Annotated in this window: 23 protein-coding genes and 3 pseudogenes; 15 read left to right on the top strand and 11 right to left on the bottom strand. The window is 43.3% G+C overall.

All coding sequences use genetic code 11. From position 1 onward, the window contains the following. Window positions 1–658: pseudogene (locus LG003_RS13270) on the top strand (IS630 family transposase); the annotation flags it as partial. A 58-nt stretch (window positions 659–716) separates the two neighbouring features. Here the strand turns inward: LG003_RS13270 and LG003_RS13265 are convergent. Then, window positions 717–1,068 (bottom strand): annotated as a pseudogene (locus LG003_RS13265) (hypothetical protein); the annotation flags it as partial. Between the two features lie 90 nt (window positions 1,069–1,158). On the opposite strand from LG003_RS13265, the pseudogene LG003_RS23480 reads away from it, so the two are divergent. The 10 genes and pseudogenes from LG003_RS23480 to LG003_RS13215 all read left to right on the top strand — a co-directional run. Further along, window positions 1,159–1,233: pseudogene (locus LG003_RS23480) on the top strand (helix-turn-helix domain-containing protein); the annotation flags it as partial. Between the two features lie 175 nt (window positions 1,234–1,408). Continuing rightward, window positions 1,409–3,121 (top strand): ShlB/FhaC/HecB family hemolysin secretion/activation protein, encoded by a 1,713-nt coding sequence (locus LG003_RS13255; RefSeq protein ID WP_112879650.1) that lies wholly within the window; start codon window positions 1,409–1,411, stop codon window positions 3,119–3,121. Continuing rightward, window positions 3,118–8,247 (top strand): DUF637 domain-containing protein, encoded by a 5,130-nt coding sequence (locus tag LG003_RS13250; RefSeq protein ID WP_262980930.1) that lies wholly within the window; start codon window positions 3,118–3,120, stop codon window positions 8,245–8,247. Before LG003_RS13255 ends, LG003_RS13250 begins: the two co-directional genes overlap by 4 nt. Before the next feature lie 5 nt (window positions 8,248–8,252). After that, window positions 8,253–8,798 carry an immunity 42 family protein gene (locus tag LG003_RS13245; protein WP_088374710.1) on the top strand — a complete coding sequence of 182 codons (546 nt, stop codon included), beginning with the start codon at window positions 8,253–8,255 and terminating at the stop codon, window positions 8,796–8,798. A gap of 130 nt (window positions 8,799–8,928) precedes the next feature. Next, on the top strand, window positions 8,929–9,240 hold the full coding sequence (locus tag LG003_RS13240) for a hypothetical protein (RefSeq protein ID WP_262980929.1): 312 nt from the start codon (window positions 8,929–8,931) through the stop codon (window positions 9,238–9,240). Window positions 9,241–9,273: 33 nt separating this feature from the next. Continuing rightward, complete coding sequence (locus LG003_RS13235) at window positions 9,274–9,552, top strand: hypothetical protein (protein ID WP_262980928.1); 279 nt, start codon at window positions 9,274–9,276, stop codon at window positions 9,550–9,552. Next, a complete protein-coding gene (locus tag LG003_RS13230) occupies window positions 9,545–9,925 on the top strand; it encodes a DUF6853 family protein (protein ID WP_112879652.1) in 381 nt (126 codons plus the stop codon). Before LG003_RS13235 ends, LG003_RS13230 begins: the two co-directional genes overlap by 8 nt. Window positions 9,926–10,075: 150 nt before the next feature. Continuing rightward, window positions 10,076–10,612: a CdiA family toxin C-terminal domain-containing protein gene (locus LG003_RS13225; RefSeq protein WP_192881071.1), complete on the top strand. Its 537-nt coding sequence runs from the start codon at window positions 10,076–10,078 to the stop codon at window positions 10,610–10,612. Further along, complete coding sequence (cdiI, locus tag LG003_RS13220; protein WP_146747932.1) at window positions 10,609–10,959, top strand: ribonuclease toxin immunity protein CdiI; 351 nt, start codon at window positions 10,609–10,611, stop codon at window positions 10,957–10,959. Before LG003_RS13225 ends, cdiI begins: the two co-directional genes overlap by 4 nt. A gap of 22 nt (window positions 10,960–10,981) precedes the next feature. After that, window positions 10,982–11,260, top strand: a complete 279-nt coding sequence (locus LG003_RS13215; RefSeq protein ID WP_112879654.1) for a hypothetical protein — start codon at window positions 10,982–10,984, stop codon at window positions 11,258–11,260. Between the two features lie 134 nt (window positions 11,261–11,394). Here LG003_RS13215 and LG003_RS13210 read toward each other — a convergent pair whose 3' ends face one another. The 10 genes from LG003_RS13210 to ompR all read right to left on the bottom strand — a co-directional run bounded on the left by LG003_RS13210 (window position 11,395) and on the right by ompR (window position 20,762). Continuing rightward, a complete protein-coding gene (locus tag LG003_RS13210; protein WP_112879597.1) occupies window positions 11,395–12,138 on the bottom strand; it encodes an amino acid ABC transporter permease in 744 nt (247 codons plus the stop codon). A gap of 1 nt (window position 12,139) precedes the next feature. After that, a complete protein-coding gene (locus tag LG003_RS13205; RefSeq protein WP_262980927.1) occupies window positions 12,140–12,877 on the bottom strand; it encodes an amino acid ABC transporter permease in 738 nt (245 codons plus the stop codon). 81 nt (window positions 12,878–12,958) lie between these two features. Further along, window positions 12,959–13,795 (bottom strand): ABC transporter substrate-binding protein, encoded by an 837-nt coding sequence (locus LG003_RS13200; RefSeq protein WP_112879599.1) that lies wholly within the window; start codon window positions 13,793–13,795, stop codon window positions 12,959–12,961. A 169-nt stretch (window positions 13,796–13,964) separates the two neighbouring features. Next, entirely contained in the window at window positions 13,965–14,684 is a 720-nt protein-coding gene (gene phoU, locus LG003_RS13195) for a phosphate signaling complex protein PhoU (protein ID WP_011144618.1), read from the bottom strand. A 14-nt stretch (window positions 14,685–14,698) separates the two neighbouring features. After that, complete coding sequence (gene pstB, locus LG003_RS13190; RefSeq protein ID WP_112879600.1) at window positions 14,699–15,475, bottom strand: phosphate ABC transporter ATP-binding protein PstB; 777 nt, start codon at window positions 15,473–15,475, stop codon at window positions 14,699–14,701. A gap of 26 nt (window positions 15,476–15,501) precedes the next feature. After that, a complete protein-coding gene (gene pstA / locus LG003_RS13185; protein ID WP_112879601.1) occupies window positions 15,502–16,386 on the bottom strand; it encodes a phosphate ABC transporter permease PstA in 885 nt (294 codons plus the stop codon). A 1-nt stretch (window position 16,387) separates the two neighbouring features. Further along, window positions 16,388–17,344 carry a phosphate ABC transporter permease PstC gene (gene pstC, locus LG003_RS13180; RefSeq protein WP_112879602.1) on the bottom strand — a complete coding sequence of 319 codons (957 nt, stop codon included), beginning with the start codon at window positions 17,342–17,344 and terminating at the stop codon, window positions 16,388–16,390. 114 nt (window positions 17,345–17,458) lie between these two features. After that, entirely contained in the window at window positions 17,459–18,499 is a 1,041-nt protein-coding gene (gene pstS, locus LG003_RS13175) for a phosphate ABC transporter substrate-binding protein PstS (protein WP_112879603.1), read from the bottom strand. A gap of 215 nt (window positions 18,500–18,714) precedes the next feature. Then, entirely contained in the window at window positions 18,715–20,046 is a 1,332-nt protein-coding gene (gene envZ, locus LG003_RS13170) for a two-component system sensor histidine kinase EnvZ (RefSeq protein ID WP_112879604.1), read from the bottom strand. Then, window positions 20,043–20,762, bottom strand: a complete 720-nt coding sequence (gene ompR, locus LG003_RS13165; protein WP_011144612.1) for an osmolarity response regulator transcription factor OmpR — start codon at window positions 20,760–20,762, stop codon at window positions 20,043–20,045. Before ompR ends, envZ begins: the two co-directional genes overlap by 4 nt. 915 nt (window positions 20,763–21,677) lie before the next feature. Between ompR and greB the strand changes: the two genes are divergently transcribed. The 4 genes from greB (at window position 21,678) to LG003_RS13145 (ending at window position 25,891) form a co-directional block, all read left to right on the top strand. Further along, window positions 21,678–22,163: a transcription elongation factor GreB gene (gene greB / locus LG003_RS13160; RefSeq protein WP_262980926.1), complete on the top strand. Its 486-nt coding sequence runs from the start codon at window positions 21,678–21,680 to the stop codon at window positions 22,161–22,163. Window positions 22,164–22,346: 183 nt separating this feature from the next. Then, complete coding sequence (locus LG003_RS13155) at window positions 22,347–22,583, top strand: type II toxin-antitoxin system CcdA family antitoxin (RefSeq protein WP_088374722.1); 237 nt, start codon at window positions 22,347–22,349, stop codon at window positions 22,581–22,583. Window positions 22,584–22,585: 2 nt separating this feature from the next. Further along, window positions 22,586–22,900 (top strand): CcdB family protein, encoded by a 315-nt coding sequence (locus LG003_RS13150; RefSeq protein WP_262980925.1) that lies wholly within the window; start codon window positions 22,586–22,588, stop codon window positions 22,898–22,900. A 666-nt stretch (window positions 22,901–23,566) separates the two neighbouring features. Continuing rightward, window positions 23,567–25,891, top strand: a complete 2,325-nt coding sequence (locus tag LG003_RS13145; protein WP_262980924.1) for a Tex family protein — start codon at window positions 23,567–23,569, stop codon at window positions 25,889–25,891. The last annotated feature ends 70 nt before the right edge of the window (window positions 25,892–25,961 follow it).

Raw genomic sequence — 25,961 nt, 5'->3', positions numbered from 1 at the left:
ACATCGTCAGGGTTTTTCTTATAAAAAACCGTGTGGCGTCCCTCATAAATTCGATGCAGAAAAACAGAGACAATTTATTGAATATGATGAAAATCTTAAAGTTACAGCGAAAGACGACCCCATCCTCTTTCTTGACGCGGTTCACCCGGCTCAAGGTACTAAACTCGGTTATGGCTGGATGCGAAAAGGCGAGAAAAAAACAGTCAAAACAACGGGAAGCCGAACTCGCCTGAATCTATTGGGCGCACTCAACCTGAATGCCGTTGGTCGTACGGTGTTCCAGGAATATCAAACCCTCAATGACTACAACATTTGCTGTTTTTTCAATGAAATAAGAAAGTCTTATCCTGACTATCATCAAAAAATTCATCTTATTGCGGATGGGGCGGGTTACAACAAAGCTCATCTTGTGAAGGAGTGGGCTTATGTTAACAATATTGAGTGACATTACCTTCCTCCATACAGCCCAAATTTAAACCCGATAGAGCGATTATGGAAGGTCATGAATGAACATGTTCGAAATAACCGTTATTTCGCTGATAAACATGAATTTCGAGACAAAGTCTTCAAATTTTTCACCACAACGCTACCTGATATAGCGGACTCGCTGACGTCCAGAATTAACGACCATTTTCAGGTGCTAAAAACTGCATCTTGAAGTTTATTGGGTATAGATAATTAAGTAAAGAGAAAAGCTAATATTGTGGAGCCAAAACTCATTTTTCTTTCCGCCAGAAACGAAAAAGAGATATTTTCCTACACTGTAGCGTGAAGCGACGAACAAGATAGTTTGCTGTCAATTCCAGTGCCAAACACATCACGAAATAAATTAACGCGATAAATAAAAAGACTTCTGTCGGGTAAACCATGCTGTGGTTATTAACCTGAGTCGCCAGAAATGATAGTTCCGCCACTCCAGCGATATAAGCCAGAGAGGTATCTTTTAGCAGCGCAAACTACGGTGGTAATTTCTGGAATTTCCATACCAAGCATCACTGGCAACAGGAAGTAAGTCCAGAAAATCAGCATAATGACTGGAATTACCCGGAAAAAGCCCAATACCGCGGCAGGCTTCCGCTGCTTCACCCTCTTTTCCGATTTCAGCAAAGTTTGATTCACCGCCTCAACCAATCACTTTGGCTATCGGATAATGCCTGCGTAGAGGCTGCACGGTTGCTAGGTTGGGGACGCAATACCATTACACGGAAGTTAAAAGAACTCGAGTTGAAGTAAGGAGATAATATATCCAGTCCTACCGCCACTTTTTGGCATTTAATATATCAGATTCCCCATTAGCAGGATTAAATAACTGATCTTGATCACACTTCATACTATCCATGTAAGACAAGAAAATAATTCCACATTAGAATAGTTTAATAATGTTATTATTTAACTATCAAGATTATTTATGGGAAACCGTTTTCTTTATCACCGAAGCCTGACAGGGTTTATCCTGCTGGCAATTTCCGAACTGGTCCATGCTTCAACACCGGTCAGCCCTGCGGATCAAGAAACGATCACGCAACAACAAAAAGCATTACTGCAACAAGCCCAACAACAACGGGAAACGCTGCGCAACAACATCACCTTACCTCCATCACCCGATGTAACACCGAGTACAGAGGAATCTATCTGCCACACCATTCACCGAATTGAATTTGACGGTGCAAAAAACCTGCCTCGGTCAATCAAAGAGCACTTAACGCGCCCTTATTTATCCCACTGCTTATCTTTGCAGGACATTAATGCATTGGTACGAAAAACCACTAATGCCTATATTGAACGGGGTTATGTCACTTCCCGAGCCAAACTTATAGCACAGGATTTATCCTCCGGTGTTCTCATTATTACAGTCCATGAAGGCAAAGTTGAATCAATCAGTCTGGACGGTGAAACCCCTCTCTCGTTGAAAATGGCTTTTCCGAGAATGGTAGGTAAAACACTTAACCTGCGAGATATTGAACAAGGCATGGAACGTTTAAACCGCCTGCCATCTCAACAAGTGACCATTGATATTCAGCCGGGCAAACAACCGGGTTATTCCACAGTTATCCTAAAACGAACATCGATTCGCTTACCCATTAGTGCCAGTTTGGGTGCGGATAACAGTGGTCAAAAAGGTACCGGCGTCGGGCAAATTAATACCAGCGTAAACCTGGATAATCCATTACACCTTGCTGACCAGTGGGCATTGTCTGCCAGCCGTAACAGTGATTTCCGCAATAGCCATCAAAGCCGTAGCCTTTCCGCCAATGTGACGGTTCCTTATGGTTACTGGTTATTCAGTTATCAATATGCGTGGAATGATTCTTTTCAGAATATCCCGACGGGTTCACAAACCTATCGCTACACAGGCGACAGCCAGACTCACCGGCTGACAGTAAACCGGACGTTATATCGTGATGGTGAACAGAAGCTGGCATTGGATATGGGGCTGACACGCCGCCAGACCACCAATTTACTGGCAGAAGAAACATTATCCATCAGCAGCCCGACACTGAGCACCATCAGTTTTGGCGTTAATTACAATACCGTGTTGGCGGGTAGCTATATCACTTTTAACCCGATGGTGAGCCACGGTTTACAGGTGCTTGGCGCCACCAAAGATGATCCGCGTTTCCCAGATGCGCCACGTAGTCAATTTCGCAAATTCAGTCTGAGTGCCAGCTATTTTATGCCGGTCACAGACTCTGTTTATTACCTGTCATCGATTTACGGCCAGACCACACCAGACAATCTTTACGCCAGCGAGCGCCTGTCTCTAGGGGGTCAATATTCCGTTCGGGGATTCAAAGAGCAATATCTCACCGGCAACCGCGGCGGATATTGGCGCAACGAGCTGAATTGGCGGGTGTCAGAGCTTCCTATCCTAGGCGAACTCGCTTTAACCGGGGCACTGGATACTGGCTGGTTACGAGGGAAAACGGGACAAATCGAGGGCGGCAATGTCACTGGCGCGGCTCTGGGCTTATCACTGACTCACCCAAGATTCAGCCAGACCATCACCATTGGGAAGCCACTCATTCACCCTGATCACCTAAAACCGGATCACTGGGTCACTTATTGGTCAGTATCACTGACTTTGTCACACTTAAATTCAACAAAAGGGATAGTACGATGAGTAAACGCAACAACTCTGTGGCGAGAGGCACGAGTTATCTTTTAATTTACCTGACGGCAATCCAGCCGCTTCACCCGGCGATTGCCGCGGGGATTACACCGGATAATAACCATACTCAGGTACAAAATCAGGGCAATGTCCCGGTTGTCAATATTGCCACGCCGAACAACGCGGGGATATCCCACAACACCTATAAAGAATTCAATGTCGCCACTCAAGGCGCCGTACTGAATAACGCCACTCAAGCGGCTAAATCACAACTGGCAGGACAACTTAACGCTAACCCTAATCTGCATGGAAAAGCGGCGGAACTGATTATTAATGAAGTGACCGGCAGCGGACGATCTAATCTGCAAGGCCAATTGGAAATTTTCGGCAATAAAGCCAATGTAATGATTGCTAACCCCAACGGCATTACTTGTGATGGCTGTGGTTTTATTAATACCTCGAGCGCAATGCTGACCACGGGTAAACCCCAATTTGATAAACAAGGCGCACTTGAAGCCCTGAAAGTAACAAAAGGCCAAATCATCATTGGCAGCAAAGGGTTAGATGGCAAGGCGACAGATTATGTCGATATTATCAGCCGGGCGACTGAATTGAATGGAAAAATTCAGGCCAATAACCTGTCTCTGACACAAGGCGCTAACCGAATCAGTTTAAAAGACGGCACAGTTAAACCCATCGCTGGCGAAGGTGCTAAACCACAATTAGCCATTGACACCAAAGCGTTAGGCGGCATGTATGCCAATAAAATCCGACTGGTTGCCACTGAAGAGGGCGTTGGCGTGAATTTAAAAGAGTTAACCAGTAACCAGCGTGATATTACTTTAAATGCCAATGGCAAAATTGAATTAGGCAATACTCAGGCTAAAACCGACCTGAATATTGTTGGCAAAGAAACCCATATTGCGCCCAACATTAAAGTGCAAGCGGGACGGGATATTACTCTGGAAAATACCACGCTGGATAATAAAGGCAATGTAACCGCAGGTCGCGATATGCGGATATTTGGCGACACGGTGAAAAATACAGGCAACAAAGCCTTGCTACAAGCCAACGATAATATGTGGATACAGAAAGATGCTCAGGGGAATAAAGGTAAGTTAGTTGAGAATAGATCTGCGACAATAAAAACCGTGAAGGGAGATTTGGTTATTAGGACAAAGGAGTTGAATAATGTCCGTAGTATCTATTATTTTGAAAGAAGAGAAACAGCACCAAACCCGACAGATAAAAATTTCAATATCCTCAAAGCACAACATGAGTCTGGATATAATTTAAAAAGTATGCAACCTAGTGCCCTCATGTCTGGAGGAAATATTTATGTTAATAGTGACATATTGTCAAATCAACCATTGAGCAAAATTGAAGCCAGAAAAGATATATTTTTGACGGGAAAAATTTTTTCAAATACAGGTAGAATATCTGAGGACACATCAGGACTTCTTAATCTCTTTGAATATTTCCCTAAGGACACTTATGTATCCATAACCGACTCATTTAATATCCCAACGGGTATCTATCAACTTTCTTCTAATGGTATTTTTGGAAACATTGAAACATATCATCAATGGGATGATAAAAATTATCATATCTTACCAAACGGTGAAGTGAAATATGATATTAGAAAAGACAAACTTGTTGCTGAACGAGCAAGTATAATAGCAAAAGGTAATCTTATCGCCGACTTTAGTGACAGTATTAATATTGATACTAACTATCCTTACAGTACCCCCACTAGTTTAAGTTTATTCAATTATCCAGTCGATAGTGAAAAACTACCAGAAATAATGTCAGCTAAAAATATCTTATTACATGCTGGAAAAATAACCCTCAAAGATAAAATCAAAGCGGCTAATGATTTAAATATTGTTTCCGAGAGCGATATCATCCTCAAAAATTCAATACTTTTGTCACAAAATAATTTATCTATGACTGCTGTCAATAATATCAATCTCCAGCGAAGTAATATAAAAGGAAAGGATGTGGCCGCCATCAGTCGTAATGGGGACATTGAATTTCATAATGGTGACCAATTAGGTTATATTTGGGATCAACATAACACGGGTGAACATCCTGCATCTAATCAATTAAGTGCCACAGGTAATTTAACTATCAACTCTGGTAAAAACCTTCTTTTACAAAATGTCTATTTACAGCCAAGTAAGAATATATCTCTAACGGCAAATAATGATATTACAATCGAGAACCATGCAAATACCTATATTTTTGCGAAATCAAAGGTAAGAAATATGCACTTACCTATAGCAGGAATTTTGAATGCCACCGAATCGTTGACGATTAATGCTGGGGGGCATCTTTCTGCCAAAGGCTCTGATATGTTTGCCGGGAAAGATATTTATTTAAGCGCAGCCAAACATATTGATCTAAGTTCCCCTGAACTAGGATATATCGGTTATTTATTTTTACCCAAAGAATCAGCAGAACTCAGCAGCAGAATCACCGCAAAAAATAATATCAGCATAATGAGTGGTGGAGATATTAACGGGAAAGCCGTTCAGATACAGGCAAACGGTAACACATTATTATCCGCAGGAAACAATATCACCTTATCTTCCCTTGCTTATTCTGCAATTAACAAAGCAGATGATAACAACAAAGATGATCGACACATTACGGCTCAAATCCGGGGCGATAAAAAACTGACAATAGCGGCAAATGGCGCTATCACCACAGCGGGTTCTAAATTGACTTCGGGTGGTGATGTCATACTTTCCTCCGGTGGCAATATGCGCTTCGAATCAGTGCAAAATCACACTTATCGGGAAAACGGCAGTGAATCCACCGAATCAGTGACTCAGAATGGCACTGAATTGACCAGCGGCGGCATACTGACGGTTATTTCAAACGGCAGCATTCTATTCCAGGCCACCAAACTAGCGTCCAAAGGGGCAATGGATATCGCGGCGAAAGGCGGTTATCTCTACGCTCAGGCGATGGAAGAATCCAGCCGCTATGAAAAAACAGAAACCAAACGCAGGTGGTACGGTAAAAAGAAAACCACCACACGCACCCGTCATGATGTTACGAACAAAGTCACTGAATTTACCGCTGGCGGTGATATCAATCTGTTAAGCCGGGATGACAGCACCTATGAAGCCAGTAAAATCGCCACCAATAAAAATGCCAAACTGACCAGTACTCACGGTAAAGTCAATTTCAAAGCGGTTAAAAACAGCACCTTTGAACAGACGATTACCCATTCCAAAGGCTTTTATATCAAGCAGACCGATAAAGGTTATACCGAAAACAAATGGGTGCTTCCTGCTATTCATATTGGCGGAAAATTCACCGTAGAGGCGGCCAAAGGAGTTAGCGCGGATATCAAAGCCCAAAATGGTCAAGCGCTACAAAATGTGGTGTCAGTCTTCGGCAATACACCGGAAACCGCCTGGCTGAAAGGACTGAGTGAACGTAAAGACGTTCAATGGAACTTAGTTAAAGACGCTTATGACAGTTGGAATTACAAAAGCCAGCATCTAAATCCGGTGGTCTCTGCGGTCATTGCGATTGCAGTCGCCGCAGCGACAGCGGGAGCCGGATTAACGGTTTCCGTTGCCGGGTCAGCCGCCAGTACCGCGGGTTCAGCCGCAACGGCCGCGGGCGCTACTGCCAGCACTGCCGCCGCCATGAGTTCAGTCGCTTACGGCGCGACAGCTTCCGGCATGGCCGCACTCGCTTCTCAAGCAGCGGTAGCTTTGGTGGATAATCAAGGTGACTTATCCAAAACCTTAAAAGTGATGGGAAGCAGCGATACGGTTAAATCAACCCTCACTTCAATGGCAATTGGTGGCGCACTGGCAGGTTTTGATAACGTCATGGGATGGGATAAAGCCGCCAATGGCACTCAGATTAACCCGGCAAAAGCGACACTACCTAAACTGAGCAATGGTGACTGGAGCAAAGTAGCTCAACGGGTAGCTGGTCAATCCATTATCAGTTCCAGCCTGGGTACAGCCATCAATGGCGGTAGTTTTAAAGACAATTTCACCACCGCATTACTGGCCAATATTGGCAGCCAGATTAACGCCGAGGGTGCCGGGTTGATTGGCAAGAATGGTCAGGTGTTAAGTTTACCCGGAAAAGCCATCAGCCATGCGGTAGTTTCTGCCCTTGCAGCGGAAATTGGCGGCGGTGATGCCAAAGGTGCTGCTGCCGGGGCATTAGCCGCAGAACTGGCCGCGATAACATTGGATAAAACATTCAATGATCCAATGAAAATTCAGGCGGGCGGCAAAATCATCGGCAGCGTCGCAGGCGCCATTGCGACCAATAGCGCCAAAGGCGCTAACAGTGGTGCCAATGCCGGAGAAATTGTCATTCTCTTTAACCACCTGAACTCCATGAATGCCTACAATCTGGCTAGAGAGCTTCAAGAGGCACATAAGCAAGGAACGCCTACCGAAGCAATCTGGAACAAATACAACAAACTGAGCGCTGCGCAACGGGCAGAAATGTTGTCTGCCTGTGCCGGGAACGGTGGGTTATGCACACTGACCTATCAGGCCGAAATGGAAGGTGGGATAAAAACAGCCGATGCTATTAGTGGCTTAAGATGGATATTTAACTTATCGGCTGAGGATGCCCATCGTATCAGCCAGTTTGTAACGACAGAAAATCAGAACGATTTAGGGCTGTTGTATAACTCACTGCCCGCCTGGGAAAAAGGTGCGCTAATAGCTAAAGAAGCGGTAGAATCTGCCGGTATTGGTGGTGCTATCGGCGGTAAAGCTTCCGTTGCTTCGATTGTTGGGAAACGCCGAGGAAGCGCAATACCGGTACCAGAGCCAATAGTCGCTTCTAATGGGCTAACTTACAAATCAAACCCTAAACACACTCTTGGTCAGCAAGGTAATCGACCCAATGCAGGAATTGAACCTAAGGACTCGGTGGATTTATTTAGTCACTCTATTTCTTCTACTTCTAAAGAAAAGCAAAGATATTCCGTTGATCCTGAAAAAAATGTTCATCGCTTTTCTTACAGTAATGATGGTACATGGCATTGGTCTGGTAGTACTGGAGATCAAAAAAACCCATTAGACAGACAAGAAATTCCTAATGATGTAAAGAAAAATTTTGGTTTACCTGGTAAATGGAGATAGAAATTATGATTTTTGGTGATCCATATCGTTTTGCGATATTAGTAGAATATATTCCCTATTGGAGTGATAGTTCATTTAAAAATGGGTTATTCCATTTTTATATTAATGGGAAAATGTTCCCTGATGAACTAACTACCGCAACATTAAATGTGGATATTTTTTCTTTAGATGATAAAAATGCATTAGTTTCTTTTCCTGAAAATAAAGAGCTATTTGATAAAGAAATCAAAGAAGCATTTAACACGATGTTAGGTATGATATCTCCTAATCTGGTAGATAGTAACCTAGATGTGCCAGAAGATTTTGAATCGTCATATATTTATAAAGCTTCAACAGAGAATATTGATGATTTTGGTAGTTCTGTATTTGCTGTATCTTACGATGATATTGTTAGAATCATTGGAGCAAAACGACGTATCTTAAGATATGATAATAATGGTTGTGGTTACTGGGAAGATATTCCTAAACCCGATTTTTATGAAACAAAAATTTATAAAGATGAAGTTAAAGAAATAATTGCTAATATAAAAAAATATTATATATCATTATAATATAGTCTCCATATAACCCTAACTACGGTTGGGGTTATTTAGAAAGCTTCAAGAATCCAATAAACAAGGAGTTCCTACCGAAACAATCTGGAACAAATACAACAAACTGAGCGCTGCGCAACGGGCAGAAATGTTGTCTGCCTGTGCCGGGAACGGTGGATTATGCACACTAACCTATCAGGCTGAAATGGAAGGTGGGATAAAAACAGCAGATGCCATTAGTGGCTTAAGATGGATGTTTAACTTATCGGCTGAGGATGCCCATCGTATCAGCCAGTTTGTGACGACAGAAAACCAGAACGATTTAGGTCTGTTATATAACTCACTGCCCGCCTGGGAAAAAGGTGCGCTAATAGCTAAAGAAGCGGTAGAATCTGCCGGTATTGGCGGCGCTATCGGCGGTAAAGCTTCCGTTGCTTCGATTGTTGGGAAGAATAAATAACCTTATCAACCGAATAAAGGTGCTGTTGGTAATATGGGAGAGTTTTTTAAACAGCCAGGATTTGGGGGCCAGATCAAAAACGGCACACTTAAAACCAGTAAGCGATATCAGGGGCAGAGTATTTATCAAGCTCAGGGTAAACTGGGTGATATAATCAAGAAAGGCGATCAAATGTATCTGGACGGTGCGCATAAAAATCATCTTGAGCTTTTTGATAGTAAAAATAATTTTAAAGCAGCCCTTAATTTAGATGGTTCAGTAAATGTGGATAAGACCAAAGCTGGTCAAGGGAGGAAACTTAAAATTGACTGAAATAAACAAGTTAAATGACATCAAAACGATTTTAGTCGAGCTAGCAGTAGCTTGCAATATCTCAAAAAATGAGCTTGATAATGATGGTAGCCTTGATTATTCGTTAAATCTGGATGATGAATTGCAAGATGAGCTCAAAAAATTGATATCCATGTTTGCAGTATCAAAAAAAGCCCTTGACCAAAATGATATGGTTGCAGTTCAGACAGCATTAGTAATGGCTAGGATATATGCAATGAATTTACGCAACTTTTTTGATGGAATCTTCGAAGATATAGAAATGATAGGTTGGACAGATCGATATAATTGGCCGAAAATTCCTGAAAATTATAAGATCCCAGACCACTATAATTACCCTGAAAATAAGAAATAATAACCACCCCAGCTAAAAGGCTGGGGTTCAACTTATTAACAAGGTGCTAATTTTTAGTCGGTATTTTGCTCCAATAACAGTTTGCCCGCATGTTAAAACCATCCAAACTTTTCCTCCAGAAGAGAGCTCTCTTGAGTAACTGATGGTGTTATAGGCAGTAAAGCTTCGGTTGCTTCGATTGTTGGGAAGAATAAACAGCCTTATCAGCCGAATAAGGGTACAGCTGGAAAGGGAACGACCACTTACCCAGAAGGGATTCATTTTAATATTAACCAAAAAAATCACCTAGCCACATTTGATGGAATCTCTAAAAAAGGGATAAGTGGCACACATAACGCTGATGCGTTTAATCAAGCAGTATCTGAAAATGGAATTAAAATTGTTAGCCAAACACCAAGCAATGTTAAAGGCATTACGCGAATTGAGTATCAAATACCAGCAAAAGATAGAGCCGGAAATGTTATTGGCTACAAAAATCAAATATTCAAGAAAACAGTATATGATCCAAACGTTTTTTCTGACCAAAAGATGTTAGACCTTGGACAACAAGCTGTTTCTAATGGTTATAAAAATGCAGTCTCTCAAGGTCTACGAGAATATGAATCAACAGCAGGCGGCGTGAAGTTTCAAGTTTATTTGGATCAAAAAACAGGTACAGTTACTAACTTTTTCCCGGTGACACAATGAATAATAAACGTCTTTTTGAAAAAATAGATTATAGCAGTGATTCGAAGTGGGTTATGAAGGAGTTTTTTAATTCTATATATTCCCAAGGTGAATTTTTATGGGCTTTACCGCTTGTTCTAAAAAAGGACGGATGTGGAGTTAATGAAACCTATTGTACTTTTCCAAACTTAGATGATCCCGATCCTGAATATCATTTTGAAGGAGTAATGTTCGGGGTATGGGAAGGTGAAATCATAGTTCCCGAATCTACTTGCTTTGAGTATATAAAACTAGCCTGTGAGAAATATCTTCAATTACATCCAGAAGATACAGAGCAAGTAAAATCCTTACTTGCTCAACTCCCTTAACCAAGAAAGATCCTAGCATTCAATGCTAGGATCTTTCTTAACATTTGAACAATCATATGACTTGCTGATAGCCAAAGAGGCGGTAGAATCTGCCGGTATTGGTGGTGCTGTCGGCGGTAAAACTTCGGTTGCTTCGATTTTTGAGAAGAATCGTAATGCTGGCAACACAATAGGCTCAAGCAAAACGAAAGAAACTCAGATATGGATAGAAACAAAGAAAAAAGAACCTGTAGAAAATGCTTATGGTCACTGTGATAAACATAAAAGTGAATTCCATGAATATCAGAATTCAAAACAATAGAGTCTGTACATTATTCTATTATTTTAATATCCTTTCCCTATTCCCATAAAGTTACTGATTTAAATTAACATTAACAATCCCCCTATCGTTAAAATAGGGAGATTATGCCTTAGATAATTAAGTAAAGAGAAAAACTAACATTGGGGAGCCAAAATCAATTTTTCTTTCCGCCATAAACGGAAAAGAGATATTTTCCTACGCTGTAGCGTGAAGCGGCGAACAAGATAATTTGCTGTTAATTCCAGTGCCAGACACATCACGAAATAAATTAATGCGACAAATAAAAAGACTTCTGTCGGGTAAACCATGCTGCGGTTATTAACCTGAGTCGCCAGAAATGATAGTTCCGCCACGCCAACGATATAAGCCAGAGAGGTATCTTTTATCAGCGCAATCCACTGATTAATAAAGGAGGGTACCATCATACGCAACGCTTGTGGCAAAACAATGTACCAAAGTACCTGCCAACGGTTAAAACCTAACGATAATCCTGCTTGCCACTGACCGGCACTAATCGCAATAATCCCCGCTTTTACCCCATGAGCCAAGTAAGCCGATGTAATCAGCGCCAGAGCACAAACCACCGTGGTAATTTCTGGAATTTCCACACCAAGCATCACAGGCAACAGGAAGTAAGTCCAGAAAATTAGCATAATGACGGGAATTGCCCGGAAAAAGCCCAATACCGCAGCTAACAAGTTAACCCAGAAGCCTTTCAGCATCGCCAAAGCAATACCTGCAACCGTACCCAATACAATAGAAATCGCCCCGGCCATCAAACTGATAACTATTGTCAACGCCGCCCCTTCAAGAGGACCATCAGGAAACGTACCTAACAGTAGATAGCGCCAGTTTTCTGCAATGACTGAAAAATCCATTTTAATGTCCTCTCGTTATAGCTTGTTGTTGACGCCATTGCCCCCAACCTTCCATGACGGCAATGGTGGCGATATACAGCACCGTTGCAACACCGAATGCTTCAAACGTTTTCAATGTTTCGGTTTCTACTTGACGCGAAGCATATGACAGCTCAGCCACGCCAATTGCCATTGTCAGTGACGAGTTTTTCACAATATTCATATATTGCCCTAGCAATGGCGGCGTTGCGATCTTCAACGCTTGTGGCAACACCACATAACGCATTGCTTGCCAGCCAGTGAGTCCTAGTGCATGAGCGGCATATTTTTGCCCACGCCCTATACCGCGGATACCAGCACGTAGCTCTTCCGCTACGAATGGCGCTGAATAGAGGGTTAAACCAATAAATCCAGCCAGGAATTCGAATGAAGGCCAGACCAATGGTAGACCTAACAGGTTGATTTCATGAGGCGTGTTCAGCCAAAGCATCACCTCTTGCGGCAATATTTGCCCTGAGGCGAAATACCAGAAAAACAGTTGCACCAGCAAAGGCGTATTGCGAAATAGCGTGGTGTAAGCAGTTACCGGCCAACGGAGAATTTTCAATTGGCTGTCACGAGCAGCAGCCAATACAAATCCTAGCAAGGTGGAAGCTACAACGGTACAAGCGGATATCCACAGCGTAATCAGGAAACCTTGCCAAAGCCACCCCAAATATTGGGGAGCAAGCAACTGTTCTGTAACAAATAACTCAAACATATCTTACAATTACCAGGTATTACCAATGACAAAGCCCCGCAACAACAAACGAGGCTAGTTACCAAGGGCTTATCACTTATATTAGGACTCTGTTTGCTGCTCCAAAGGCGCAAATTTAAAGTCACCTCGCGGTTGGGCGGATTTGGTTTCCGGGCCAAACCAACGGTTATAAATTTCCGCCGCTTCACCCTCTTTTTCCAGTTTTAGCAAAGTCTGGTCCACCGCCTCAACCAAGCGCTCCTGCCCTTTCGCCGCTGCCACTGCCTGATATTCACGGGTGATGCTAAAAGGAGAGATCTCAAATTCAGCTTTTTGGGCTTCCGGTACATTAGCCAGCAGACCAACTAACTTGGCATCATCCTGCGTGATGGCTTGTACATTGCCGTTACGTAACGCAGCAAAGGCCAGAGGCGTATCGTCATAAGAGATTACCTTGGCTGTCGGATAATGTTCGCGCAATGTAATTTCCTGTACTGTTCCTTTATCAGCACCAATACGTAAGTTTTTAATGTCTTCGGGAGATTTTAAAACACCTTTACGGGCAATAAATTTTTGCCCAGTGGCAAAGTAAGGAATTGAAAAATTAACCTGTTTAGCACGCTCATTAGTGACGGTAAAGTTGGCGGCAATCAAGTCAACTTTCTTTGATGCCAACAAAGGTAAACGGTTTGCCGGGTTAGTCGGACGAAGCTCCAATTTAACACCCAAGTCATTTGCAATCGCATTTGCGATATCTACATCATAACCTGCCAGTTTTTTAGTTTGCGGGTCAATAAAACCAAATGGTGGATTACTGTCGAAAACAGCGATCCGCACTGTGCCGGCTTTTTTAATATCATCCAGCTTATCCGCCTTCGCAGCACCAGTAACCAGTGTTAACCCGGCCAATAACGCCGTAATAAGAACGCGAGATTTCATTAAACACTCCTGACAATAATTAATTCTTTATTAATCATCACAAGCTATCAATTTCACTATAGTGCATGAAATAATATAAAACACTATACTTATAACTATTAACAATCATAAGATAAAAAATGCCGGTAAAAATACCAGCATTCAGATTATTGACCAAGTGGTTAGCGAGCTATTCGTTATCTTTCGTCAACAGCTTTTCCAGTTCATCACCACCTACATGCCGGAAATCCTGCCCTTTAACATAGTAGAAAATGAATTCACAGATGTTTTGACAACGATCACCTATTCGTTCAATAGAGCGTGCACAAAGCAGGACGGTCAGTACACTTGGGATGGTTCGAGGATCTTCCATCATATAAGTCATAAGCTGGCGGACAATGCCTTCATACTCTTTATCCACCTTTTTATCTTCGTGATAGATACGAATCGCTTCTTCCAGATCCATGCGGGCAAAAGCATCTAACACATCATGCAGCATCTGGATGGTATGACGGCCAAGGGATTCCAAACTAACCAACAGTGGTTGATGCTGATGTGAGAATTTCTCAAGTGCCGTCTGGCAAATTTTATTTGCCACATCACCAATTCTTTCTAGTTCAGCGATTGTTTTTGAAATTGACATAATCAGCCGCAGATCACTGGCCGTTGGCTGACGCTTAGCTATGATGCGAACACACGCTTCATCAATAGCCACTTCCATCATATTGACCTTATGGTCATCCTCAATCACTTCACGCGCCAATGCGGCATCCTGATTATGCATCGCGGTAATGGCTTTGGAGAGTTGCTCCTCCACCAGCCCACCCATTGCCATCAATTCAGTACGGACATGTGCCAGTTCAGCGTTAAACTGACCAGAAATATGTTTGTTGAGATTCAGATTGTCCATGTTACGCCCCGTAATTAACCATAACGACCAGTAATATAATCTTCAGTTTGTTTCATTTTTGGTGTGGTAAACAATGTGTCTGTATCACTGAATTCAATTAATTCACCAAGGTACATAAACGCCGTGTGGTCTGAACAACGCGCGGCCTGTTGCATATTATGAGTCACAATCACCACGGTATATTCAGATTTCAATTCGCTGATCAACTCTTCAATTCGACCGGTAGAAATCGGGTCGAGGGCTGAACAAGGTTCATCCAACAGCAAAACTTCTGGCCGGATCGCAATGCCACGCGCAATACACAAACGTTGCTGTTGCCCGCCAGATAGACTGTATCCGCTCTGATACAGCTTATCCCGAGTTTCATTCCATAAAGCTGCTTTTGTCAAAGCCCACTGAACACGTTCATCCATTTCTGCTCTGGAGAGTTTTTCAAACAGACGGACACCAAACGCGATATTGTCGTAAATGGACATCGGAAATGGCGTTGGTTTTTGGAATACCATGCCAACTTTTGCCCGTAGCAGCGCCACATCCTGTTTATCAGTCAGGATATTATTGCCATCCAACAAAATTTCACCTTCTGTCTGCTGCTCACCATACAGTTCATACATTTTGTTGAAAGTTCGTAGTAACGTAGACTTACCGCAACCCGACGGACCGATAAAAGCGGTGACTTTGTTCTTTGCAATATTCAACGTTATGTTTTTCAGCGCATGAAATTTGCCATAGTAAAAGTTCAGATTGTGGACCTGAATTTTGCTGCTAGCGATATCATTAACTATGCTCATTTACTTCTCTCTGTTGAAAATATCAGTCAGTGCTTTTTCTTGACAAATAGCACACGCGCCACAATGTTAATCAGCAATACACACAGGGTTATCAATAATACGCCTGCCCACGCCAGTTGCTGCCATTCGGAGAATGGACTCATGGCAAATTTAAAAATGGTAACCGGTAAGTTAGCAATTGGCTGGCTCAGATCGGTACTCCAGAACTGATTGGAAAGCGAAGTGAACAGTAATGGTGCCGTCTCTCCAGCAATTCGAGCAATGGCCAGCAACACACCGGTGATAATGCCGGATACCGATGCTTTCAGCGTAATGGCTGAAATCATCTTCCACTTCGGTGTGCCTAAGGCATAGGCGGCTTCGCGCAGGCTATCAGGAACCAGTTTTAACATGTTTTCCGTGGTTCTGATCACAATCGGCACCTGTAGCAACGCCAAAGCAATCACCCCCGCCCAACCGGAAAAGTGCTGTATTTTCGTCACAACGACCATGTAAACAAATAAACCGACAACAATAGAAGGGGCTGACAGCAAAATATCATTTATAAAGCGGATCACCTCTGCCAGCCATGAACGGCGGCCATATTCCGCCAAATAGATACCTGCCATGATCCCCAGAGGCGTACCGATAACCGTCGCCCACAGAATCAGTAATCCACTGCCAACAATGGCATTTGCCAAACCACCACCTTCCGTATTCGGTGGTGGCGTCATTTCGGTGAACAACGCCAATGACATGCCGTCGAAACCTTTGGTGACGGTGGAGAACAGAATCCATACCAGCCAAAACAAACCAAACAGCATGGTCGCCATTGATAACAGCAGAGCGAAGCGATTTTTTTGACGGCGCCATGCCTGTTTACGGCTACGTACATTGGCATCAATAGGCTTTTGTCTGTCTACGGTTGCCATATCAGCGCCCCTCATTCTTCGCCAAACGCATAATCATCAATTTCGATAGCGCCAGCACAATAAAGGTGATCACAAATAGAATCAGACCAAGCTCCATCAATGATGCGGTATGCAAACCAGACTCTGCTTCCGCGAATTCATTCGCCAGCGCAGAAGTGATGCTGTTGCCGGGCATAAACAGTGAAAAACTGTCGAGTTGGTAGGTGTTACCGATGATAAAAGTCACCGCCATCGTTTCCCCCAACGCACGACCAAGGCCCAACATGACACCACCAATCACGCCATTTCGGGTGTAAGGCAACACGATGTGCCAGATAACTTCCCAAGTAGTACAGCCGATACCATAGGCGGATTCTTTCATCATCACCGGCGTCTGTTCAAAGACGTCACGCATAACCGAAGCAATATAAGGGATAATCATGATAGCGAGAATGACACCCGCCGCCAGAATACCAATGCCAAAGGCAGGGCCGGAGAACAATTCGCCCACAATTGGCATGCTGGCGAGGAGATTACCGACGGGCTGCTGGAAATAGGTGGCAAACAACGGCGCAAAAACAAACAACCCCCACATGCCATACACAATACTTGGGATGGCAGCCAGTAACTCAATGGCAATACCAAGCGGACGTTTCAGCCAGTTAGGCGCCAGTTCCGTTAGGAACAGGGCAATCCCAAAACTGACAGGCACTGCGATAATCAACGCAATCAGCGAAGTAACCAATGTACCGTAAATCGGTATCAAGGCGCCAAATCGCTCTGCCGGAACATCCCATGTTTTCTGCCAGAGGAAAGAGATGCCAAACTGTTGAATACTAGGCCAGGAGGCAATAATCAGCGAGATAATGATGCCTCCTAACAAAAATAAAGTTATCAGCGCAGCTAGCCTAACCAGTGCGCTGAAAATAATATCGCCATTTTTACTGGGTGCTTTCATTGCCGTTTTTTGTTCGGCCATAGAGCTTATTCTCATTCGTGGTTAACTCCCCCTTAAACGGGGGAGAAATTAAAACGACAAATTTAATCGATATTTAAAGCAATCGATATTTAAAACAATCACTATCAACACGACTTAATACAGGGCCTTACCATTGCTATCTTTTATCTGGGTTTTCCAAGCCGCACGAACTTGCTCAATCACCTCTTTAGGCAGAGTTGCATAATCCAGATCGTTTGCCTGCTTACTCCCTTTCTCATAAGCCCAGTCAAAGAATTTCAATACTTCTGCCCCCTTCACTGCATTTCTCTGCTGTTTATGAACCAGAACAAATGTGGTGGAAGTCATCGGCCACGCATTTTCACCTTGCTGGTTTGTCAAATCCTGAGCAAACGTTTTATGCCATTCCGCTTTCTTCGCTGCGGCACTGAAACTCTCTTCTGTCGGGCTAACAATGTTGCCATTAGCAGATACCAATTTGGTATAAGCCAGATGATTCTGTTTAGCGTAAGCATATTCAACATAACCAATGGAACCCGTCAGACGCTGAACAAATGCGGCAACCCCATCATTACCTTTACCGCCTAAACCAATGGGCCAGCTTACGGTAGAACCTACACCAACTTTTTCTTGCCACGCTTTATTCACTTTAGAGAGGTAGCTAGTAAACACAAAGGAGGTACCGGAACCGTCAGCACGACGTATCACAGCAATATCTTGCTCCGGCAGTTTGACTCCCGGATTCAATTGAGTAATTGCTGGATCATTCCACTTTTTCACTTTACCTAAATAAATATCGCCTAAAGTTTTACCATCCAATGTCAATTCACCAGATTTAATCCCCGGGATATTAACCGCCAGTACCACCCCACCGATGACGGTTGGAAACTGAAACAAACCATCAGCAACTAACCTTTCGTCGGATAAAGGGGCATCGGAAGCACCGAAATCAACGGTATTTGCCAGAATTTGTTTTACGCCACCGGAAGAACCGATGCCTTGATAATTGACTTTATTACCTGTCTCTTTTTGATAAGAATCCGCCCACTTGGCATACACCGGTGCGGGAAATGTCGCACCTGCCCCGGTTAAGCTAGTGGCAGCAAATACAGACAGAGTTATCAAAGAAAACGTCGCTGCCATTATGCCGGCTATGGTGGTACGCATCAGTTTCATAATCCCTCCTAATGGGATATTGAGAATCAACAAGGAAATATATTCGTCAAATCAAAAAAGGTGCAGGAGGGAAAATAGGTCAATTTAATTACAGCAAAATGTCTTAATTATGACATTTTTATGACAGCGTAATGGAAACTTAACCTGAGACTGACATAAAACTGTCATCTCCACACACCATTAAAATCAAATATTAGGAGATGATTATCAAGCCGTTAAAAATTATCTTCCACGACAGGAATACAGACACGGATAGATAATCCCCCTTTGAGGCTGGTGCCCATTTCAATTTTCCCGTCATGAGCATCAATAATTCGCTGAACAATCGCCAGACCTAACCCTGTTCCACTACTACTGCGTGCTCTTTCACCACGAACGAATGGCTGAAATAACCGTGGCAAATCTTCCTGTTTGATGCCAGCGCCATTATCTTCTACCTGAAACCAAGCAAATTTATTTGTCTGACCACTACTCACTTTAATCCAGCCGTTACCATAGCGATTGGCATTAACCAACATATTAGCCAATGCCCGTTTAATAGAAATCGGATTGGCGTTAACAGTTATTGGGTTAAGAGACAGATGGTTTTCAATATCCTGCTCATAGCCATTTTCTGCGGAAATCACCTCTTTGAGAATAGAATTCAGCTCGCAGAATTCCATTGGCATTTCCTGCCCAGTACGGAGATAGTCAATGAATTGCTCAATAATGGCGTTACACTCTTCAATATCTTTATTGATAGATTCAGACAGATAAGCATCTTCCTTGCTCATCATTTCTGTTGCTAGTCGGATACGTGTCAGCGGCGTACGCAAATCATGGCTTACTCCGGCAATTAATATCGTACGGTCACTTTCCAATAACTTTATCCCGGAGGACATTTGGTTAAATGCGCGAATGGCTGCACGAACTTCCAGAGAACCCGCTTCCCGCACCGCTGGCATCATAATACCTTTACCTGTTTGCCTGGCGGCATATTCCATTTCCAGTAAAGGCCGGTTCTGAAAACGGATATAAAGCCAGATACAACCAAATATCAGTAATAGAATTGCCAGTGTATAGCGGAAAATAGGAGAGAATTGATTTTGTTCGATCTCAGTCAGAGGAACCCTGACCCAAATATCGGGGGCCAGATAAGAATTAAGCCAAAGTATAGGGCTATCTGTGTTTATCTCCAGACGAAGATCAGCCTTGCCGCCAAGGTACTCGCCCATCTTCTCACTCAGGAAATCATAACGTTTGGCCCAACGTAAACCTTGTATCTCCGCGTCAGATTCAGAATAGAGCGTAATACCCAACTCCTGATAAATCTCCCGGCGAACTACCGGCGATATCACCAGAAAAGAGCCATCCTCTAGCTTCAACTTTTCAGCCATTAGGGTACGAACTTCATACGCTAATACCTTATTGAACTGCTGCAAACTTGGCATAATAACGAAATTCACAACAACCAAGTAGCTGGTTACCAGACTGATGAACAGCATAGCCATAATCAAGAATAAAGTATGGGTAAACGTGCTGCGAGGGGAGAATCGCAATAATTTCATACACGAATTCCGTCTGGCACAAAGACATAGCCCAGACCCCAAATAGTCTGGATATAACGAGGATGTGTAGGATCTTCTTCAATCACACGGCGCAGACGTGAAACCAAGACATCAATCGATCGCTTCATCGTACTATATTCCCGGCCACGAGCTAAATTCATCAGTTTATTACGGGACAGTGGCACGCCAGGATAAGAAACCAGTACTTTCAATACGGCAAATTCTCCACTGGTTAATTGAATATGTTCATCTCCCTGAAACATTTCCCGCGTACTCAAATTGAGGCTAAACTTACCAAAATTAATAATCGCATCATCCTCAGCCGGTAGGCCCAATAACTTATTCGCCTGACGACGTAATACCGCCCGGATACGCGCTAATAGCTCACGGGGATTAAATGGCTTCGGAATATAATCATCAGCGCCAATTTCCAGCCCAACAATACGATCTACCTCTTCTCCTCTCGCCGTCACCATAATAATCGGTACCGGATTACTTTGGTTTCTCAGCCTTTGGCAAACAGAAAGCCCATCCTCTCCTGGTAACATTAAATCCAATACGATTAAGCTAACAGATTCCCGTGTCAGTAAGCGGTCCATCTGCTCCGCATTAGCAGCACTACGTACCTGAAAACCTTGTTCTGTCAGATAACGCTCTAATAACGTTCGTAAACGCATGTCATCATCCACCACAAGGATCTTGTTATCTACTTGCATTATCAAACTCCAAAAAACACTACATGCTTTGATAAATTTATCATTTTGAAAGAGATTAACCCAAAGATAGAAACCAGATATCTGTATTTTGAGACTATTCCTAATAGGACTTATTTCCACGGTTATTAATTCGAATGATTAATTTAGTGGTTTATTACTGACAATGAGAACGCAGTAATTCACTGTCAACTATCGAATTTCTACCGTTATTTTGCCACCCACCAACCCACCAATTAGCGCCCTGGTTACCGGCAAATCGATAGAAATCTATTTATTAGCTGGATTAAATTCATCAGGCAGACTAAACGAAAAATGCCCTTTGCTGCATATTATCTGCTTACCTCCGCCACGGTTTTTCCTTACTAACGAGGATCTGGATCGATAATGTTCAGTTCACCAACGTTTGAACAAAAAACTACTCGACGGTCGACTTTTCGTCACCTTTTCTCACTATAGTAAGCAATTTCGCTTGTTTTTTCTTCACTTAAACCTTAACCGCCTGTTTCATCACCAGCAAGATTCACAGCATACATACTATTCAGTACACAGAACCATAAATTATATGATGAACATTATAAATATTAGAGCCAAATATCATAATGAGTAGACAGGTAAAGCAATCTTGTTACCGAAAATGCTAACTCGAAACCGTCTGTTAACCATTTATCTCTCGTTTTAACATCCATGTTCACCGCAGTGGGAGCGTATCGTATTCTCTTGCCACGCAGCCGAATCCATCAACAGTGATAAATTTATTCAACCGACAACGCCCCAAATGTCACTAATGCGTTAATCTTGCAAAACAGCCGGGATTTATTGATTAATGACTAAAAACCGAGTCTTAATTTGACATCTACCAAAATGGGCGGTTTTATACACTTATGAGGTTAACTACAGTATCTACATCAAGATAAAATGAAAACTAAACTGATAACCCGCGAAGGCTACAACAAATTAAAGGAAGAACTGGATTATCTCTGGCGTGAAGAGCGCCCAGAAGTGACTAAAAAAGTGACTTGGGCAGCAAGCCTCGGTGACCGGAGTGAAAACGCAGATTATCAATATAACAAGAAGAGGCTACGGGAGATTGATCGCAGAGTCCGATATCTAACCAAAAGCTTAGAGGAATTGCGGTGTGTTGATTATTCCCCTCAACAAGATGGACGAGTGTTCTTCGGTGCATGGGTAGAGATCGAAAATGATCAAGGTGAGATTAAACGCTTCCGTATTGTCGGGTACGACGAAATTTTTGGTCGCAAAGACTACATATCCATCGATTCTCCAATGGCCCGGGCTTTATTGAAAAAAGAAGTTGGAGATAGTGCAATCGTTCATACACCAACAGGAAAAGTGTTGTGGTACGTGAATGAAATCGAATATATAAAATATCTTTCGACATGACGTAGTTAGCTATATATCGAAGAATAACAACCGAATGAATCGCACTCCAGCGATTCATTCACTCTGCAAAGGCGCAGGAAATGAATTAATAAGCATAACAAGCAGAAAAAACCGACATTCAGAACTACAATTCGTGTATATATACGTGTAGCATACACGTATACTCAATGCCGGAGATAAATCATGACAGCCAGACAACGCAATACACAGAGCGTCACAATGACTGTAGAACGAAGCTTACTGAGCCGGGCGCGTGAAGCAGGTATTAACTTTAGTGCCACACTGACCGCCGCCTTGGATGCCGAATTACGCAATTACGAAGCGCTGAAATGGCGGGAAGATAATAGGGAAGCTTTGGAGGCGTTAAACCGTTTCCATGATGAACATGGTTGTTTTAGTGATGAACACAGGACATTTTAACAATGCAATTCACCGTTTACCGTAATACTGGGAAAAACGTTGTTTATCCCCTATTGCTGGACGTCACGAGTGACATTATCGGGCAGTTAAACCGCAGAATTGTGATCCCACTGTTGCCAGTTGAAAAATATCCTGACAGCAGTCGCCCTGTTCGAATGATCCCCGTTATCAGGCTGATAGACGACAAAGAATATGCGGTCATGACTCACGAATTGGCCAGTATATCTGTTTATGCTTTGGGTGCTGAATTTTGCGATGCATCGCAATACCGTAATCAAGTAAAGGCGGCATTCGATTTCCTCTTTGACGGTATTTAAGTCGGATAAGAGCAGACTGTTGCCAGACTGCACTTATCGACGGCAGAGATCCAATTAGCATTGAAGAGACTAGAAGAATTAGACAGAATGAATAATCAGAATCCCCACTATTTCAGAGCACTTAGTTTAATTCATGACGCAATCAAAAACGCGAGATCAAATGATTCAACTCACATGCCATGCCGCAATGGGTAAAATCGATTATGTTAGCTGAACAGGTAAGAACTCGAATTTATTCATTAGCCTATTAAAAAATTTAAAATGGGTAGATTCACATAATTAAGTGCAACATTGTTAATCTGGAAGTAAACATGTTCGTATTCCATTAGATAAATTCTTTAGGTAATCCCTCCATTTTTAACGAAAATCAAAAGTAGATTTGTAATTAATTAGTTACCTGCTTCTGGAATAATGCGATGAAACTCAAGTTTTTCCTATTCTAGCTATCCTTTTAGTTTAATTCTGATATTCAGAAACAGCTCATAGCAAATCCGGTAACACACTTATGGTACCAACGACAACTTATCACATTTGAGTTCAATCGCGGTTGCTATAGCGTAACTCGTCAAAATAAGATTAGACGTAAACTGGAAATTATTTCTCTCAGAACGTATAAAGGGGGGTTTTATGAATATTTGAAGCTTATCCACCAGAAGAAAACGCAGCATGAATGAATCTCTGAGCCAAATTATTGCAAATGAGCTACAAGCGCGGCCACAACAGGTACTTTCTGCGATTAGCCTGCTTGATGAAGGGAATACTGTTCCTTTTATCGCACGCTATCGTAAAGAAGTTACCGGAGGTCTGGATGACACCCAACTCCGTCAACTTGAAACCCGCCTTAGTTATCTGCGCGAACTGTCGGACCGCCGCCAGACCATTCTTAAATCCATTGATGAGCAAGGCAAACTGACCCCAGAACTGGCAGAAGCCATTAATGGAACTCTCAGCAAAACAGAGCTGGAAGATCTTTATCTGCCATACAAACCGAAACGCCGTACTCGTGGACAAATCGCTATTGAAGCGGGTCTTGAACCACTAGCGGACGCCTTGTGGCAAGATCCACAGCAAGAACCAGAGCAGGTTGCCGCTACCTTTGTTGATATCGATAAAGGTGTGGCTGATACCAAAGCGGCTCTGGATGGCGCGCGTTATATCCTAATGGAACGTTTTGCCGAAGATGCCGCGTTATTGGCGAAAGTACGTGACTATCTATGGAAGAATGCCCATTTGGTCGCTAAAGTCGTTGTAGGAAAAGAGGAGGAAGGCGCTAAATTCCGCGACTATTTTGATCATCATGAACCTATCGCACAAGTCCCTTCTCACCGCGCATTAGCTATGTTCCGTGGTCGTAATGAAGGAATACTGCAACTTTCGCTAAATGCTGATCCCCAGTTTGATGAACCACCAAAAGAGAGCTATTGCGAACAGATTATTACGCAGCATCTTAATCTGCGCCTGAATAATGCACCGGCAGATAGCTGGCGTAAAGCTGTAGTGAACTGGACCTGGCGCGTTAAGGTATTGCTGCATCTTGAAACTGAATTGATGAGTACCTTGCGAGAGAAAGCGGAAGATGAAGCCATCAAAGTATTCGCCCGCAACCTGCAAGATCTATTGATGGCCGCGCCAGCGGGTATGCGCGCAACAATGGGACTCGATCCCGGTCTGCGTACCGGTGTCAAAGTGGCTGTTATCGATGCAACCGGCAAACTGATTGCCACAGACACGATCTATCCACACACCGGGCAAGCGGCTAAAGCTGCTGCAAGCGTGGCAGCATTGTGTCTCAAACATCAAGTGGAACTGGTCGCCATCGGTAACGGAACGGCTTCCCGTGAAACAGAACGTTTCTTCGCGGATGTGCAAAAGCAGTTCTCAGAGATAAAAGCCCAAAAAGTGATTGTCAGTGAGGCAGGGGCATCGGTTTATTCTGCTTCTGAGTTGGCGGCACTGGAATTTCCTGATCTGGACGTTTCACTACGTGGAGCAGTCTCTATCGCCCGTCGCTTGCAAGATCCACTGGCCGAATTGGTGAAAATCGATCCGAAATCCATCGGTGTCGGTCAGTATCAACATGATGTCAGCCAGAGTCAGCTTGCCAAAAAATTAGATGCCGTCGTTGAGGATTGCGTAAACGCCGTCGGCGTGGATCTCAATACTGCTTCTGTTCCGTTGCTAACCAGAGTTGCCGGGTTGACCCGCATAATCGCCCAAAATATCATCAACTGGCGTGATGAGAACGGCCGTTTCAATAACCGTACACAATTACTAAAAGTCAATCGCCTCGGGCCAAAGGCTTTTGAGCAATGTGCTGGATTCCTGCGGATTAATCACGGTGATAACCCGCTGGATGCATCGACCGTTCATCCAGAAGCTTATCCGGTAGTGGAAAAAATTCTGGCGGCCACTGAGCAGAAACTCCAAGAATTGATGGGTAACCCTGCTTCATTACGTGGATTGCAACCTCAGGATTTCACCACCGAGCGATTTGGTGTTCCAACCGTTACCGATATTTTGAAAGAGCTGGAAAAACCTGGCCGAGATCCACGACCAGAGTTTAAAACCGCGACTTTCGCGGAAGGCGTGGAAACCATGAATGATCTGCGTCCGGGAATGGTGCTGGAAGGTGCAGTCACTAACGTGACTAATTTTGGCGCATTTGTCGATATCGGCGTTCATCAAGATGGTTTAGTTCATATCTCTTCGCTGTCCGATCGTTTTGTAGAAGATCCCCATACCGTGGTAAAAGCGGGTGATATCGTTAAAGTAAAAGTGTTGGAAGTTGATCTGAACCGCAAGCGCATCGCTCTGACCATGCGTCTTGATGAGCAACCGGGAGAAACTCCCTCACGCCGCAATAACAGTGCACAAGCTGACCGCCATCCTGAACGTAATGACAGGAACCGTAACACTTCCCGTTCTTCTACCTCAGCCGGAAACAGTGCTATGAGTGATGCGCTAGCTGCCGCATTCGGAAAAAAACGTTAAGATTCCCATCACGGTAAGATGCACTGCTTCGGCAGTGCACGTTTCATGGTTCCTGCCAGAAAGAATCCAA

Origin of the sequence: Photorhabdus kleinii (genome assembly GCF_025384885.1) — a bacterium.
In the GTDB taxonomy this organism is placed as follows: Bacteria; Pseudomonadota; Gammaproteobacteria; order Enterobacterales; family Enterobacteriaceae; genus Photorhabdus; species Photorhabdus kayaii.
Note: the sequence above shows the minus strand (reverse complement) of the source record. Positions and strands in the feature narration are given on the sequence as shown.

Excerpts from the sequence above, each read along its gene's own strand:
- LG003_RS13255 (WP_112879650.1), top strand. The coding sequence starts at position 1,409 with ATGGGAAACCGTTTTCTTTATCACCGAAGCCTGACAGGGTTTATCCTG.
- LG003_RS13250 (WP_262980930.1), top strand. The coding sequence starts at position 3,118 with ATGAGTAAACGCAACAACTCTGTGGCGAGAGGCACGAGTTATCTTTTA.
- LG003_RS13245 (WP_088374710.1), top strand. The coding sequence starts at position 8,253 with ATGATTTTTGGTGATCCATATCGTTTTGCGATATTAGTAGAATATATT.
- LG003_RS13240 (WP_262980929.1), top strand. The coding sequence starts at position 8,929 with ATGTTGTCTGCCTGTGCCGGGAACGGTGGATTATGCACACTAACCTAT.
- LG003_RS13235 (WP_262980928.1), top strand. The coding sequence starts at position 9,274 with ATGGGAGAGTTTTTTAAACAGCCAGGATTTGGGGGCCAGATCAAAAAC.
- cdiI (WP_146747932.1), top strand. The coding sequence starts at position 10,609 with ATGAATAATAAACGTCTTTTTGAAAAAATAGATTATAGCAGTGATTCG.
- LG003_RS13215 (WP_112879654.1), top strand. The coding sequence starts at position 10,982 with ATGCTAGGATCTTTCTTAACATTTGAACAATCATATGACTTGCTGATA.
- LG003_RS13210 (WP_112879597.1), bottom strand. The coding sequence starts at position 12,138 with ATGGATTTTTCAGTCATTGCAGAAAACTGGCGCTATCTACTGTTAGGT.
- LG003_RS13205 (WP_262980927.1), bottom strand. The coding sequence starts at position 12,877 with ATGTTTGAGTTATTTGTTACAGAACAGTTGCTTGCTCCCCAATATTTG.
- LG003_RS13200 (WP_112879599.1), bottom strand. The coding sequence starts at position 13,795 with ATGAAATCTCGCGTTCTTATTACGGCGTTATTGGCCGGGTTAACACTG.
- phoU (WP_011144618.1), bottom strand. The coding sequence starts at position 14,684 with ATGGACAATCTGAATCTCAACAAACATATTTCTGGTCAGTTTAACGCT.
- pstB (WP_112879600.1), bottom strand. The coding sequence starts at position 15,475 with ATGAGCATAGTTAATGATATCGCTAGCAGCAAAATTCAGGTCCACAAT.
- pstA (WP_112879601.1), bottom strand. The coding sequence starts at position 16,386 with ATGGCAACCGTAGACAGACAAAAGCCTATTGATGCCAATGTACGTAGC.
- pstC (WP_112879602.1), bottom strand. The coding sequence starts at position 17,344 with ATGGCCGAACAAAAAACGGCAATGAAAGCACCCAGTAAAAATGGCGAT.
- pstS (WP_112879603.1), bottom strand. The coding sequence starts at position 18,499 with ATGAAACTGATGCGTACCACCATAGCCGGCATAATGGCAGCGACGTTT.
- envZ (WP_112879604.1), bottom strand. The coding sequence starts at position 20,046 with ATGAAATTATTGCGATTCTCCCCTCGCAGCACGTTTACCCATACTTTA.
- ompR (WP_011144612.1), bottom strand. The coding sequence starts at position 20,762 with ATGCAAGTAGATAACAAGATCCTTGTGGTGGATGATGACATGCGTTTA.
- greB (WP_262980926.1), top strand. The coding sequence starts at position 21,678 with ATGAAAACTAAACTGATAACCCGCGAAGGCTACAACAAATTAAAGGAA.
- LG003_RS13155 (WP_088374722.1), top strand. The coding sequence starts at position 22,347 with ATGACAGCCAGACAACGCAATACACAGAGCGTCACAATGACTGTAGAA.
- LG003_RS13150 (WP_262980925.1), top strand. The coding sequence starts at position 22,586 with ATGCAATTCACCGTTTACCGTAATACTGGGAAAAACGTTGTTTATCCC.
- LG003_RS13145 (WP_262980924.1), top strand. The coding sequence starts at position 23,567 with ATGAATGAATCTCTGAGCCAAATTATTGCAAATGAGCTACAAGCGCGG.